This window comes from Mycolicibacterium rhodesiae (assembly GCF_002086695.1).
Lineage (GTDB): Bacteria > Actinomycetota > Actinomycetes > Mycobacteriales > Mycobacteriaceae > Mycobacterium > Mycobacterium rhodesiae.
Genome location: NZ_MVIH01000002.1, coordinates 663,451 through 677,878 on the forward strand (window position 1 = coordinate 663,451; position 14,428 = coordinate 677,878).

The following is a 14,428-nucleotide window of genomic DNA, read 5'->3' on the forward strand; positions in this document are numbered from 1 at the left end:
ATCCCATTGACGTCATCGAGGTCCTCCCGGGTCCCTACAGGGTGGGGACGTAGCCGCCGTCGATGCGGATGTCGGAGCCGGTGATATTCGCGGAGTGTTCACCCGCAAGGAACATGACGAGGTCGGCCACCTCCTGCGCGGTGGTGAACCGCCCGGTGGCCGAGCCGGCGACCACGGAGTCGACGACCTGATCCGGGGTGGCTCCGCTCGCTGCAGCGAATTGCGCGGCGATACCCTGCTCGGCCAGCCACAGCGGCGTGGCCACCGGTCCCGGGCTGACGGTGTTCACTCGAATACCGTTGTGCCCGAACTCCTTCGAGACCGCTTTCGCGAAGCTGGCCAGGGCCGCCTTCGCGGCGCCGTAATCGACGATGTTCCACTCCGGCAGTGTCGCGTTGACCGAGCCGATCATCACGATCGAACCGCCGCCGCGGCGCAGCAGGTGCGGGATCGCTTCCCGGGTGGTCCGCACGGCGGACAGGAAGTTCACCGACAAACCCGCCAACCAGTCGTCGTCGGTGACCGACAACAGGCCGTCGAATCGCGGGGTGACAGCGCCGGCGTTGTTCACCAGGATGTCGAGGCCGCCGCGTTGGGCGGCCGCGTCGACCACCGCCCTCGCCCCCTCGGGAGTGGCGAGGTCCGCGGCGACGAACGTCGCAGAGCCGCCGGCCTCCAGCTCCTCCAACTCGGCGCTGTTGTGCCGGGCCCCGGCAATGACGTGCGCGCCTGCGGCCGCCATGGTCTGGCTGATAGCCAAACCGATTCCCTTACTGGCACCGGTGACGACGGCGATCTTGTCGGTGAGGTTGTTGTCCACGAGGGATACTGTGCCTCACCGGTGTGGATTCAGCGCTCTAATGTGAAGACCACGTCGTATAGCCCGGGGTGGGCCTCGCCGAATTCGGCGTTGCGCTCCAAAAATCCTGCTGCGCGTAACCGTTCGATCACCCGCAGCGCCGCCTCGAGGCTGTCGCTCTGGGCGTAATTGACCACCCGGGTGCCGTCGTGGCTGCGATGCAGGCTGGCCGAGCGCCAACCAGGGGTCGTACTGGCGAATCGCGCTGCCTCTTCGAGCAATTCGATGAGCGGTTGTTGACTGCCTTCGGGCACCGTGAACGTATTGATCTGGGTGACGATTCCGGCGCCGGTTCGGATCAATGGCATGACGGCCTCCTTGTGTAGGGGCGCTGTGCACCGGAGACTGACCACGGCCCTGTCGGTGCCGGCGCCAAGCCACCGGCGCAGCAGCGCCAGTTGCTTGTCGCGGGTCCGATACGGGCGGTACGGAGCTTCCTTGCGGAAGGGAGCGGGCTTACCGGTGCCGCTCCTGGTCCTTTTCGACGCTTCGAGACTACCGGTCGACGTGGGCGTGGTCGATGGGTGTGGTCAATTCTGTTGGATCACATCGTCTGCTGCGGTGAATGAGCGGATGCGGTGGTCGACAACGCGTTCACCACGAAGTCCGCCGCCTGGTCTGCCATGCCGTTGCTCTTGTAGGCACTGTGTGCCGACCGGTCCAGCCCTCCCGGGGAGCACACCGGGTCTCCAGCCGCACAGAGCTCCAAAGTCTTGGGCTGGTACAGCTGCCCGATGCTGATCGGAGGCGCGTTGTGGTCGGCCAGATCGACCACCCAGTTCGCCGGTGTCCCGAACAGCACCACCGCGGCGACGTGGCCGGCGGTCGCCGGCGGCATCGGTCCGCTGATGCCACTGGGTAACACGAAGCCCGCCGGAACCGTTTCTGTGGTGGTGTAGCCGGCGACCGCCGCACCCTGGGAGTAGCCACCGAGGACGATCCTGGTGTCCGGGCACGTCGCCGAGATGGACTCGATCTTGGTGCTCGCATCGGCGACGCCGTCGGCTGCTTGGGCGAAGTCAAGTGACGCTGGGTAATTCACTCCGTAGACGTCGATGCTGTCCTTGCCGTTCAGCCGGGTGGTCAGCGCATCGACGAAAGCCTGACCCGTCGCGCCCACGCCCGGCGCTTCGAAGGTGCCACGCGCGAACACGACCTGCACGTCGGGGCACGACGATTGGGCAGCGGCGATCGGGGCGGGACCCATCAATGCCGCTGCCGACAAACTGACTGCGGTCAAAGTGCTGAGCTTCATGGTGATTCCTCCCGGGAGATGTCGTGCGTTGTTGCCCCAAGAGTTCCGTGCACGGGGGTGCAGACACATCGACGGTGGCACCCACGTCGCGCCGCCCGCTGTCCGCCAATCGGTGTACCGGCTAGCAGGTATCGGGGCGCCAGCGGCCCCGCATCCGTCGAGCGTGCGGGTTGCCGGTGACGCTGATCCGAAATCGCGACGACAATCCCCACTCTCGGCGAGGGCGTTACGTGCCACGACGGCGGCGATGATTCCGCTGGGCAACTGGATCGCCCACCAGGTGTAACCGCCGAAAGCTAAGTGACCCAGCGGTCGACGAGAGCCGCCCATCGTCGCGAGATGGTCTTGTCCAGCAGGTCTCGTCGGCGGCGGGTGTTCACGTCGTCGGGTTCGATCGCGCCGATCGTCAGCCGCGCCATCTCGTCGAGGAGATCACGCTCCAGCCCGAAGCTGAGCAGGATGTCGAGATCGGTGTCGGTGTCGAGCTCATCGGGCAGCGTCGAGCGGGCCAGCAGGACGGCGGCGTTCTCCTCGCCTGCCTCCAACAGCATGGCGACCAGGCCGGTCTTGGCGACCTTCACGGACAGCAACTACACCGGGCGGCGAACTGACAACTCGATACCATTGTCCCGCATGACTTTCCGGCACTGTTCGGGCGTGTAATCGAAGTTCTGCAGGTCTTTGATGTAGGACGCCGGCTCGGCCAGGCCTTCGACGTGTGGATAGTCCGACCCCATGAGGATGTGCTCGGCACCCATTAGTTTGAGCAGGCTGGCCAGTTCGTCCTCGTAGAAAGGTGACACCCAGACGTGGCGTCTGAATGTCTCGCGCGGATCCTCTTTGTAGATGAACGGAATCTGGCCCCACGACTTGGTCAGCTTCTCGAAGAGATGGAACACCCACGTCGATCCGCTTTCGATACAGGCCATCCGCAGATTCGGGAATCGCAGGAACAACCCGTTGTGCAGATGGTTGGCGAACGTGTCCTGGATAGCATCGCCGCTGAACAGGCTCCGGAAGCCCAGCAGCGCGTTGAACGACATCATGTAGTCCGACTCGCCCCACGCCGGCATGAACTTCGAGTAGTAGGTCTCCCCGGAGTGGTAGCACACCGTGATCCCGGAATCATTGGCCAGCTGCCAGAATTCGTCGAACATCGGATCGCCGGGCGGACGCATGCCGACCTCGGTGGTGATCGGGCCGGGGATCATGACGATGAAACGCGCGTCGCGGCCGAGCGCCCACTCGAGCTCGCGCACTGCTTCGGCCGGGCGGCACATGGTGATGTAGGGCGCGGTGAAAATCCGCTCCTGGTAGGCGAATCCCCAGTCATCGTCGAGCCAGCGGTTGAAAGCCTTGAATGTAGCGACCGTCGCGTCGAAGTCGGGGAGCAGCGCCTGCTCCATCCCGACTCCGAGGGTAGGCAGCATGATGCAGCCCTGCATGCCCTGGGCATCCATGGCCGCCAGCCGCGCGTCACGGTTGCGGTATTCGGGCCGGATCGGTTCCAGCTCGCCGAACAGCGAGTTCAGGTCCGAACCATGAGGATTGCGGCCGCGGAAGTATTCGTCGAGGGCACCGGGCTTGCCCACCGGATCGAACGTCGGGTTGGGGATGAACCGATTGACCCTGCCACCGACCAGCAGTCGCTGCCGGCCGTCGAGCTGTGCCCACTGGATGGCGCGCTTCTTGAGTTTCGGGTCGATGTAGCGGGTGAACGCGTCCTCGGCCTCGTAATAGTGGTTGTCACAGTCGAAGAACGTGAACGGCAGCGCAGTGGTCATGGCTCGGTCCTTTCCAACTATTTCCGCGGCAAGCCAAGAATCATCGAGGCGATGATGGTCAGCTGAATCTCTGCCGTGCCGCCGCCGATGAGCTCGGACGGCATGTCGAAGTAGGGGCTGATCACCGGGGGGTCCGAATCCTCAAGCATGGCAAGGCGTCCGGTGAGACTCAAGGTGGCTGTGGAGGCGCGGCGCAGCAGTAGCACCATCGCGTACTTGGCGATGCTCGACGTCGGTCCGGGTCCCTGCCCTTGCACCAGTCGCAACGTCTCGCGCAGGACCATCGCCTTGATGGCGGTGGTGTGCGCTTCGATTCCGCCCAGCGCCTGCAGGACGGTGTCGTGATCGGGCCCGTCGGCGTCGGCCACCCGCCGCAGGGCTTCGGACCGATCGAGGTTGACGTAGTTGCCGATCGCCGTGCGTTCGACGGCCATGGTGGCCACGGCCAGGTCCCAGCCTTGGCCGGGTTCGCCGACCAGCATGTCGTCGGGGATGAAGACGTCCGTCAGGAAGACCTCGTTGAAGTCGAAGTGTCCGCTGGCTTGCTTGATCGGGCTGATCTCGATGCCGGGGGAGGACATGTCGACCAGGAAGTAGCTGATCCCGCCGTGTTTCGATGCGTCCGGGTCGGTGCGGGCCAGCATCGCGCCGAACTGGGCGACGTGCGCCGACGAGGTCCAGATCTTGTGCCCGTTGACCAGCCAGCCGCCATCGACTTTCGCAGCGCGCGTGGTCAGCGACGCGAGGTCAGAGCCGGCGCCCGGTTCACTGAACAGCTGGCACCAGCGCTCGGTGCCGCGCAGCATCGGCCACGCGAATCGTTCGCGCTGTGAGTCGGTTCCGCTGTCGAGGATCGTCGGCAGGATCCACTCTGCGATGTTGAGCGAGGGGCGCACGAGATCGGGGCGCTTGTCGAATTCCTCGGTGATGATCACCTGCTGTACCGGTGTGGCCCCAACGCCCCAGGGGGCGGGCAGGTGCGGGGCGACCAAACCGGCGTCGGCCAGCAGGTTCCGTTGCGATCCGTAGGCCAGCCCGGGTGCGCGACGATCGTCGGTAGGCGTCTCGTTCCGCAGTTCCATGGCCTGGTCGAGCGTCTTCACGAGGCCGGCGCGGAACTCCGACTCGACATCGTCGCCGAGAGTGATTGCGGTAGAGCGCTTCAGCGTGCGGGACAGTTCACCTGCCTCCCGCGCCCACCGTGGCGACGGTCCCAGCGATGCGGCCAGGCTGGTGGCGCGCCGCCAATACAGATGGGTGTCGTGTTCCCAGGTGTAGCCGATCGCGCCGAACATCAACAGCGCGTCCAGCATCAGGTCGGGGCCGGCGCACACCGCCATCAACGCGGCCGAGGCGGCGGCCAGCCGGTGCTGCTCGATGCTCTCGTCGATCGCGCGCACCGCATCCCATGCCGACGCCGAGGCCAGCTCCGCGTTCACCAGCAGCACGGCGGCTTTGTGTTGGAGGGCCTGGAACGACCCGACGGGCTTGCCGAACTGTTCGCGGGTGCGGATGTAGTTCACCGCGGTCTCGACGCCCTTGCGTACCGTGCCTGCCGAAGCGCACGCGGTCAGCGCCGCGACGACGCAACGAGCGCGTTCGGTCTCGATGCCCGATATCCGCTGATCCACGGTCACCGGATAGCTGTCGAGCACCAGCACGCCGACGTCGGTGCTCAGGTCGGTGCCACGCTGCTGCTCGACGGCGATGTCCGGTCCCGCCGACAGGCCGAACCACAACTCGTTCCCGTCCTCGGCGTGTACCGCCAGCAGGATGCGCTGCGCGGCAATCAGTCCCAGCGTGCTGTCGATCGATCCGGTCAATCGCCAGCCGCCGCCGTCGGGGATCGCCCGCACACCGGAGTCTTCGGGCAGCACCACCGCAGCCGTCACCCCACCGGCGAGATCGGACAGCAGCGTCGCCGCCGACTCGTCGGCCAGGCAGGCCACCGCACCGGCCGACACCGTGCTCAGCAGCGGGCCGGGCAGCAGGGCCGCGGACGCGGCCTCGATGACGCACGCAGTGTCGGTGAGCGTGCCACCCTGGCCGCCGGCCTCCTCGGGGAGGTGCACCGCGTGGAAGCCGTGTGCGGTGAATTCCTCCCACCAGGTGGGCAATTCGCCGGCCGCGATCGAGTCGAGTGAGGCCCGTGTCTTGTCGATCGGGGCATGCCGGGCCGCGAACTGGGTCACGGCCTCGGTCAGCTGCTCCTGCTCGATCGTGATCGCCAACACTGCGTTAGTTCTCCAGTCCTAGAATTCGAGCGGCATTGCCGTACAGGAACTTCGGCCAGACCTCGTCTTTGAACGGCACCTTGGGCAGATCACTGAAGATGCGTTCCAGCGACAGGCCCATCGGGAAGTAGCCGGCGTAGATGATCTTGTCGGCGCCGCGGGTGTTCGCGTAGTCGATGATTTCCCTGGGGTAGTACTTGGGCGCGAACGCCGATGTCGAGTAGTACAGGTTTGGCCACTTGAGCATCAGCTTGACCGCGAGGTCCTGCCAGGGCTCGCACCCGTGACGGGTGACGAAGACCAGGTCGGGGAAGTCGAACATCACGATGTCGATCCGCGAAACCTCCTGCGGCGCCATCGGAATGCGTGGCCCGGGGACACCGGCGCAGCAGAAGATGGGGAGGCCGAGTTCGACGCAGGTCGCGTAGACCGGGTACATCTTCGGGTCGTCGATCGGCACTTGAGGGAAGGTGCCCGACGGGAAGCACGACACGGCGCGGATGCCGTACGTCTCGTACTCCCGGCGGATGTTGTTGACGGTGCCCATGACGTCGTTCGGGTCGTTGACATTGCCCGAGGCGATGAACCGATCCGGAAACATCTTGAGCGCCAGCTCTGCCGCGGAGCCCTCGCTCACACCGATCATCGACTTCTCGATACCGAATCGGTCCATCTGTTGCAGCAGCAGCGACACCGGGTCGTCGGTAGGCAGTCCCTTGGGCACGTCTTTGAACATGTACTCGACCGGAAAGTCGAAGTCCTCTTTGGACTCGCGATCTTTGGTCTGCTTCCGGATGAAGTCGTACTGAGCGGTCCCCTCGTGCGGGAATCCGATCATCGTGTCGATCACCGGCAGACCGACCGGTCCGGCCATGGCGTCCTCCCATCCCAAAAGATCGGCGGAGTGCCGCCGCGACCATCATAGTGAAACACGGTTCTACCTTGTGTCAACCCGCTAGCTGGCGTTACATCCCCGTTCTCGACTAGTTTGTCGTACTATCGCAGAAGACCGTTCTGGGCCGAATCGGAGGTGACATCGTCAACACGCCAGCTCCCGATTTGATGTCGCCGGCAGGCCGGATCATCCCGTTGTCGGATATGACCAGCGGTCAGCTCGCCCGTCGCGCGAAGATCATCGAAGAGGTGATCGATCTGATCGGTGCGGTCGGGGCCGACGCGGTCCAGATGCGAGATGTGGCTCAGCGCGCCGGGGTCGCTCTGGCCACCCTGTATCGATACTTCAGCTCCAAAGAGAATCTGCTCGCCGCCGCATTGGCAGACTGGCAGAAGCGGTTGACCCGCCGCATGCTGTCCGGCGGCGGCCCCGCCGACGGCGACCCGCTTCCCGCGGTTCTGGACTACCTGCGCCGCGCCCAGCGTGCGTTCAACCGTAACCCCGCCATGACCGCCTTGATGCTGCAGATGATGACGTCGACCGATCCCGAGGTGCGTTCGTCGATCGATCAGATGGAGCGCACCAACGTCGAGCTGTACAACCGTCTGCTGGCCGGGGTCGCGCCCGAGTTGATCCCCCAGGTGAGTTTCGGCCTCAACGCCGCGCTGAGCGCCGCGCTGGCCGGCTTGCGCGCTGGACGACTGACATTGGACGAATCGCTGAATCACGTGGAGTGGGTGGCCCGCGTGTTGCTCGCCGAGGCGCAGCGCGCGTAGTTCTGCGGCTAGGCTCGAGCGATATGACGTTGTCTGCTCAGTTGTGGTCGCGCAATGCCGATCTGGCCGCCGATATCCTGGCGCACCCGTTTGTCCGCGGTATCGCCGATGGCTCGTTGCCGCGCCGACGCTTCGCCGCATACATCGCCCAGGACGCGTTCTTCCTCGAATCCTTCGCCCGCGCATATGCATTGGCGTTGGTTCATAGTCCGGACACCTCGACGCTGCTTGTTCTGGCCGATCTGATCGCCGGGGTTCGCGAGGAATTGGGACTGCACGCGTCCTACGCCAGCTCCTGGGAGATCGACATGGCATGCGTCGAACCGCTTGCGGCCACCAGCTCGTACACCGAGTTCCTTCTCGCGACCGCGGCGTCGCGACCGCCAGAGGTCACCTATGCGGCGATGACGCCGTGTATGCGACTGTACGCGTGGCTCGGTCAATCGCTGGACGCCGACTCGGCCGGACCGTACGCGCAGTGGGTACAGGCATACGGCGCACCGGAATTCGACGCAATCGCCCGCCAGTTGGAGAACCTGCTCGACGAACAGTCACCGGACACTGCCGAGGTGCGCAACGCGTACCGCCGCGCGATGCGGCTGGAACTGGCGTTCTTCGAAGCGGCCAACAACACCGACACCTGACCGGTCGCGCGACCGCCGTCAGAAGTCGGCGGGATCAGGCCGTTCGACCGAGCGCGGGGAGAGGCCCAGTCGACGCACGTGCTGGGCGACGTCGCGCAGAGGCGCCACCCAGACATCCGAGCACGACACCACGTGCTCGACCAATTCCTCCAACGCCGCCGCCCGTGATGGCCGTCCCGACAGGAAAGGATGGTTGGTCAGCACGAAGCAGCCTCCGACTGCGCGCAGGCCCTCGAACTCCAGCCGCCAGATCTCGGCGGCCTTGCGCGGGCTCTCGATCAGCCCGCTGCCCGAGATCTCCGGTAGGTAGCAGTACTGCTCCCAATCGTCGAGCGCCCATTGCACCGGAATCTCGACGAGGCTGCTGCCGGTGGCGCCCACCCGCAGCTCGTAGGGATAGTCGGCGTCCATCAGGCTGGTGTCGTACAGGAAGCCCCGCTCGGCCAACAATTCTGGTGAGTGCCAGTTCAATTCCCACATGGGAGCCCGAAAGCCAACCGGAGCCTCACCGGTCAGCGCGGCCAGCACATCGGTGCCGCGGTCCAGGATGACTCCCTCTTGCTCGGGCGTCATGCCGGTGAGGACCTCGTGAAGATAGCCGTGGTGTGCGACCTCGTGGCCGCCGTCGACGATGGCGCGCACCACATCTGGATAGCGGACCGCGGTGTAGCCCGGGACGAAGAACGTCGAGCGGACATCGTGTCGCGCCAGCAGCGCGAGCAGACGGGGCACACCGACGAGCGGCCCATAGGCCTGGTGGGACATCACCGACATTCGATCGGCATGCGCCGCATCGATGTTCAAGACGACGGACTCGGCGTCGATGTCGAACGTGAAGCACGCGGCGGCCCGCTTGCCCGCTGGCCACGCGACTGGCTCGGCCGGTGTCACGCTCATATCCGGCGGACCCGCCGACGGTGCTCCCAGGTCATGCTCGTAGATGATGGCCTATCTCCGAGCCGGACGCATGCTCAGCAGCCGGCCGTGCGAGATCAGCGAGCCCGCTTGCTTGAGCCGCTGCGTTCGTACGGCGACGTCGTACCCCTGCACATGGCGGACTTTCCCCAGCTGGTCGGTGATGTAGCGGTGCAGGTGATCGACATCGCGCGCAATCACGACCGCCAGCAGGTTATGGGGTCCGCTCACGGCGATCACCGAGGCGATCTCGGCATGTGCGAGAAGCTGTTCGGCGACACCTGTCAGGTCGAGGGGTGTCACTGCCATCCAAATCAGGGCATGGACACCGAAGCCCAACCGTTCGGTGAGCACGTCGACGTCATAGGTCAGGGTGCCCGCTGATTCCATCGCCGCGATGCGTCGTTTGACTCGGGCCGGCGACCAGCCGGTCAACTCGGCCAGCTGTGCGTGGGCGATCCGACCATCTTGTGACAGTGCTTCCAGCAGGGGAAGATCCTCGCTGCCCGGCGGGACCACACCACCGGACCGTTCGGGTCGAACGTCCACCAGGGCCGCGGTCTGCGCGGCGGTGAGGGTGTGTCCGTAGCCGGTCCAGACCGCACCGGAGGAGTCGCCGAAGACGTGCAGCACCAGATCGACCGTCATGCTCAAAACCGCCGACGTGCGAGGCAGGCGATGCAGGATCCCGTCGCTGTCCTCGGCCAGCGGTGCTCGAACGATGCACACCAGCTCGGTTGATCCGGACAACACGTTGACGTGGGTGACTTCCGGTCGCTGGGTGAGCGCCTCGGCCACGTTCGGCAGTGTGTCGGGCCTGGCTCGCAGTCGAACGACCCACTGACACTCGCCGTACACCTGGGGATTCACCATCCCGATCACGCGGATCGCACCGTCACGGCGCATAGCGCGATACCGGCGTGCGACGGTGTGTTCGGGAACGCCCAGCACGTCACCGATTCGTCGAAACCAGACGCGTGGGGACAGTTGAAGCGCGTGCAGAATCTTGCCGTCCAGCGGGGCCGTCATGTCGATAACGGTACGTAAAGGCTGACTCCGCTGCCGATATCTGCGGCATTGGTGCTCTGTTGTGGTGGATTCGCACCGGTTGCCCCGACACTGGGCTCACTGGACGGGCCACGCGGACGTGGCCGATGGAATCGGAGGATGTCATGAGGATCGGTATCGGGCTGCCAAACCATGTCGCAGGTGTCAGCGGGGCGGTGATCGGTTCGTGGGCCCGTCGCGGCGAGGAGCGCGGCTTCGAATCCCTCACGACCATCGACCGGCTGCTGTACCCGAGCCTGGACTCAGTCATCGCGCTGTCGGTGGCGGCAGGCGCGACGAGCACGCTCGGACTGGTGACGAATGTGATTCTGGCACCGCTTTATTCGGCACCGGTGCTGACAAAACAACTTGGCAGCCTGGCTGCGTGTGCGGGTTCCCGTCTCACGGTCGGCATCGGAGTCGGATCGCGGGCCGACGACTATGACGCGGTTGGCGTGGACTTCGCCAGGCGGGGACGCATCCTCGACGAACAGCTGGTTGTGATGCGGCACGGTTGGAGTGCTGATGCGGGGTTATGCCCTGCGCCAGTGCAGATTCCACTGCTCTTCGGCGGACGATCGGAGGCCACGATCCGCAGGGCCACCACTGTCGGTGACGGATGGGTGGCCGGGGCGCTGCGCGATTTCGAGACGCAGTCGGTGTTCGCGGAGCGGATTCGTGCGGCTTGGCAGGCGGCCGGGCGGCCGGGAACCCCGCAGATTCATGCTTCGGTGAACTTCGCACTCGGCGATGGGGAGGTGGTGCGGCGAGGACGCGACCACCTGGGCCGCTACTACGGCTTCAACCCGGAGTACGCAAAACTCAACGTGGAGGACATGATTCATTCCGCCGAGGATGCGCGCGCGGCGGTGCGCGCCTACCGCGACCTCGGGTTCGACCGGTTGCTCTTCCACCCTGCCGTCGCGTCGATCGACCAGGTCGACCTGTTGGCCGACGCTGTGCTGTAGACCGCTGGCTCAAGGCATTCGCGGGATCACCTCGTCGCCGAGCCGGTTCACCCAACCCTGCGGGTCGGGGGTGCCCGGCATCGGTCCGGTGTTGATCAAGTCGATGCCGAGCTGCGCGTAGGCTTCCAGGGTGCGCAGGTACTCGTCGATGTCATTGAACGGGTCGTCCGAATAGGCTGCTGTGAGACGGATTTCGTCGAAGTCACGCCCCACGGAATCGCAGTGTCGGCGCAACACGTCCAATTTGTGCGGCAGCTCGTCCAGGGATGACGTGCTGTTCCACACGTCGGCGTACTGGGCCACCAGCCGAAGCGTTTTCTTCTCCCCGGAACCGCCCACAAGAATCGGCGGTCGGCGAATCGGCTGTGGCTCGCACAGGGTCTCGGCGAGACGGTAGTGCTTGCCCTCATAAGGACCGTTGTCGTCGCTCCACATCTGCAGACAGATTTGCAGTGTCTCCTCCAGCATTTCGAATCGTTCACGCACAGCGGGGTAGGGGATACCGAGGGCGTGATGCTCCCGCTCGTACCAAGCGGCACCCAGTCCGAGCATGGTGCGGCCGCCGGCAAGCACGTCCAGCGTGGTCATCGTCTTGGCTAGCACCCCGGGATAGCGGTAGGTGACGCCGGTGACCAACATGGTCAACGTGATTCGGTCGGTCACACCGGCCAGGTAACCCATCGAGGTGTAGCCCTCCAGGAAGGGGTTCTCCGCGGGCGCCATCGGTTCCATCTGAAAGAAGTGGTCGGCGAGAGTGAACATCTCCACGCCGGCGTCCTCGGCAGCCTTGGCGGTACCAGCCATCGTCGGCCCGAGAAGTTCCGGCGCGCCCGGCAGGAAATCAATGTAGTGAATGCCCAATTTCATTGTGGTTAGCTACCTTTCATTCGTCGAGTCGACTGAGCAACGTCAACGCGTTGTTGATCACGTGTCGCTCGTCCTCGGTGTATCGGTCCTGCATCGCCCGCACCAACCACTCGTCCCGAACCTTGCGGTCGCTCTCGGCGCGTCGGCGCCCGACGTTGGTCAGACCGATCAACTGTCGGCGGCCGTCGTCAGGATCGGGTGTGCGGTCGATCAGCCCGTGCCTGTCCAGGCCGGCCACCGTGGCAGCCATCGATTGCGGGCGAACTCGTTCTGCACCTGCGAGTTCGCTGGTCGAACTTGGCCCGTCCTTGAACAGCCGCAGAAGCACGGCGGTCTCCGACGGGGTCAGGTCATCGTCGGTGGCCACGGCGCGCAATCGCCTACGCAGTCTGCTGAACACCACGCGGAGATCTCGCGCCGCCTGGATCGAGGACTCATCGACGGTCGCCATATAGACAGCCTAAACTGCACAGTTGCAACTGTCTATTCTGGGCGCATGCGACGGCACGATCGATTTCTGCGGATTCGCGGGGAGACGTGCCCCGCCACTTTCAACATATAGCGCACCGGGGGGCTTGCGGCAAGACCCCCTGCGTGCCGCAAAATCGCTGCCTTCAATGGAAACTCACTGCACAGGGGGCATGCGAATGCGTGGATCTGACTACGACGGATCTGACTACGACCACACCGTGGTGATCGCCGGGGGAGGGCCGACCGGGCTGATGCTCGCCGGTGAGCTGGCACTGGCCGGGGTGGACGTCGCGATCGTGGAACGCCGCACGAGCCAGCAGGTCATCGGCCAGCGGGCCGGCGGTCTGCACTGCCGCACGATCGAACTGCTGGACCAGCGGGGCATCGCGGACCGGTTCCTGGCGGCCGGCCAGGCTGTCCAAATCGCCGGGTTCGCTCAGATCCGGCTCGACATCAGCGACTTTCCTACACCCCACCCCTACGGATTGGCGTTGTGGCAGAACGAGATCGAACGGCTCCTGGCGGAGTGGGTCGACGAACTGGGCGTACCCATCCGGCGGGGGGTGGAGGTGACCGGCTTGACCCAGGGGGAGGGCGGAGTCGAGGTCGAACTCTCCGAAGATGGACCCCTTCGCGCCGAATACCTTCTCGGATGCGACGGCGGTCGCAGTCTGGTTCGCAAGGCGGCCGGCATTGGCTTCCCCGGCTGGGAACCGACGACCAGCTATCTGATCGCTCAGGTCGAGGTCCGCGACGAACCGACGTTGGGCATCCATCGCGACGCGATCGGCACCCACGGGCTCGACCGGCAGAATGACACCGAACCGGTCCGGGTGATGGTGACCGAGCGAAACGTCGGGCCGGCAACCGAACCCACGCTCGATGATCTGAGCGCTGCCCTCACCGCGGTCTACGGCACCGACTTCGGGATCCACAGCCCCACCTCGATAGCCCGGTTCACCGACGCGTCGCGGCAGGCGGCCACCTACCGTGAAGGCCGGATCCTGCTTGCCGGCGACGCCGCCCACATCCATCACCCGATCGGTGGCCAGGGTTTGAACACCGGCCTGCAGGATGCGGTCAACCTGGGGTGGAAGCTTGCCCAGGTGGTCAACGGAACCGCGCCAGACACCCTGCTCGACACCTACCACGCCGAACGGCACCCGGTGGGCGCGCGCGTACTGCAGACCACGATGGCGCAAATGGCATTGCTGCGCACCGACGATCGCACAAAAGCATTGCACGACAACATCTCCGAGATGCTTGGTATAGACGAGGTCCGCAAGACGTTCGCCGCTCGCATGTCCGGTTTGGACATCCGCTACGACCTCGGGCCGGGTCATCCGCTGCTGGGCCGGCGGATGCCGGACCTCGACGTTGCTACGGCCGACGGGCCGAGGCGCGCCTTCGAACCGCTTCACGCCGCTCGTCCGGTGCTGCTGGACCTCGACGAGCCGGGCGGGATCGATCTGGCCGGATGGGGCGATCGCGTCAGCCTGATCGCTGCGCGGTACCAGGGCGCGTGGGAGCTTCCGGCCCTCGGCGAGGTGGCCGCGCCCACACGGGTGCTGATCCGTCCGGACGGACACGTCGCATGGGTCGGTGAGGGGTCCTCGGACGGTCTGAATGAAGCGCTGACCAGGTGGTTTGGCCCGCCGGTGTAACGGCGGGCGGCCCGTGCGGCGATCAACAGGCGACAGAACCGTGGAGGAA

General features: G+C 65.4%; 15 protein-coding genes. 4 read left to right on the top strand and 11 right to left on the bottom strand.

From position 1 onward, the window contains the following. Positions 1-34: 34 nt before the first annotated feature. The 7 genes from BST42_RS07020 to BST42_RS07050 form a co-directional block, all read right to left on the bottom strand. Positions 35-820 carry an SDR family NAD(P)-dependent oxidoreductase gene (locus tag BST42_RS07020; protein ID WP_083117812.1) on the bottom strand — a complete coding sequence of 262 codons (786 nt, stop codon included), beginning with the start codon at positions 818-820 and terminating at the stop codon, positions 35-37. Between the two features lie 29 nt (positions 821-849). Beyond that, complete coding sequence (locus BST42_RS07025) at positions 850-1,167, bottom strand: antibiotic biosynthesis monooxygenase family protein (protein WP_083117813.1); 318 nt, start codon at positions 1,165-1,167, stop codon at positions 850-852. A gap of 236 nt (positions 1,168-1,403) precedes the next feature. Continuing rightward, entirely contained in the window at positions 1,404-2,114 is a 711-nt protein-coding gene (locus BST42_RS07030; protein WP_083117814.1) for a cutinase family protein, read from the bottom strand. 296 nt (positions 2,115-2,410) lie between these two features. Then, positions 2,411-2,695: a hypothetical protein gene (locus BST42_RS07035; RefSeq protein ID WP_133057420.1), complete on the bottom strand. Its 285-nt coding sequence runs from the start codon at positions 2,693-2,695 to the stop codon at positions 2,411-2,413. Positions 2,696-2,704: 9 nt separating this feature from the next. Further along, complete coding sequence (locus BST42_RS07040; RefSeq protein WP_083117816.1) at positions 2,705-3,898, bottom strand: amidohydrolase family protein; 1,194 nt, start codon at positions 3,896-3,898, stop codon at positions 2,705-2,707. Positions 3,899-3,915: 17 nt separating this feature from the next. Next, positions 3,916-6,132, bottom strand: coding sequence for an acyl-CoA dehydrogenase family protein (locus BST42_RS07045; protein WP_083117817.1), 2,217 nt, complete (start codon positions 6,130-6,132; stop codon positions 3,916-3,918). Positions 6,133-6,136: 4 nt separating this feature from the next. Beyond that, positions 6,137-7,006 (bottom strand): amidohydrolase family protein, encoded by an 870-nt coding sequence (locus BST42_RS07050; RefSeq protein WP_083117818.1) that lies wholly within the window; start codon positions 7,004-7,006, stop codon positions 6,137-6,139. Between the two features lie 224 nt (positions 7,007-7,230). Between BST42_RS07050 and BST42_RS07055 the strand changes: the two genes are divergently transcribed. Continuing rightward, on the top strand, positions 7,231-7,803 hold the full coding sequence (locus BST42_RS07055) for a TetR family transcriptional regulator (protein ID WP_083117921.1): 573 nt from the start codon (positions 7,231-7,233) through the stop codon (positions 7,801-7,803). A 23-nt stretch (positions 7,804-7,826) separates the two neighbouring features. Beyond that, positions 7,827-8,447 (top strand): TenA family protein, encoded by a 621-nt coding sequence (locus BST42_RS07060; RefSeq protein ID WP_083117819.1) that lies wholly within the window; start codon positions 7,827-7,829, stop codon positions 8,445-8,447. An 18-nt stretch (positions 8,448-8,465) separates the two neighbouring features. Here BST42_RS07060 and BST42_RS07065 read toward each other — a convergent pair whose 3' ends face one another. Beyond that, the gene (locus BST42_RS07065; RefSeq protein ID WP_083117820.1) at positions 8,466-9,344 is read right to left on the bottom strand and encodes a polysaccharide deacetylase family protein; all 879 of its coding nucleotides are present in this window, start codon (positions 9,342-9,344) and stop codon (positions 8,466-8,468) included. 51 nt (positions 9,345-9,395) lie between these two features. Next, on the bottom strand, positions 9,396-10,391 hold the full coding sequence (locus tag BST42_RS07070) for an Lrp/AsnC family transcriptional regulator (protein WP_083117821.1): 996 nt from the start codon (positions 10,389-10,391) through the stop codon (positions 9,396-9,398). A gap of 143 nt (positions 10,392-10,534) precedes the next feature. On the opposite strand from BST42_RS07070, the gene BST42_RS07075 reads away from it, so the two are divergent. Next, complete coding sequence (locus BST42_RS07075) at positions 10,535-11,377, top strand: LLM class flavin-dependent oxidoreductase (RefSeq protein WP_083117922.1); 843 nt, start codon at positions 10,535-10,537, stop codon at positions 11,375-11,377. A 9-nt stretch (positions 11,378-11,386) separates the two neighbouring features. Here BST42_RS07075 and BST42_RS07080 read toward each other — a convergent pair whose 3' ends face one another. After that, a complete protein-coding gene (locus BST42_RS07080; protein WP_083117822.1) occupies positions 11,387-12,244 on the bottom strand; it encodes an LLM class F420-dependent oxidoreductase in 858 nt (285 codons plus the stop codon). A 16-nt stretch (positions 12,245-12,260) separates the two neighbouring features. After that, complete coding sequence (locus BST42_RS07085; protein WP_083117823.1) at positions 12,261-12,695, bottom strand: MarR family winged helix-turn-helix transcriptional regulator; 435 nt, start codon at positions 12,693-12,695, stop codon at positions 12,261-12,263. 196 nt (positions 12,696-12,891) lie between these two features. Here BST42_RS07085 and BST42_RS07090 point away from each other — a divergent pair, with 196 nt between their 5' ends. Continuing rightward, positions 12,892-14,379: an FAD-dependent monooxygenase gene (locus BST42_RS07090; RefSeq protein WP_083117923.1), complete on the top strand. Its 1,488-nt coding sequence runs from the start codon at positions 12,892-12,894 to the stop codon at positions 14,377-14,379. Positions 14,380-14,428 lie beyond the last annotated feature (49 nt).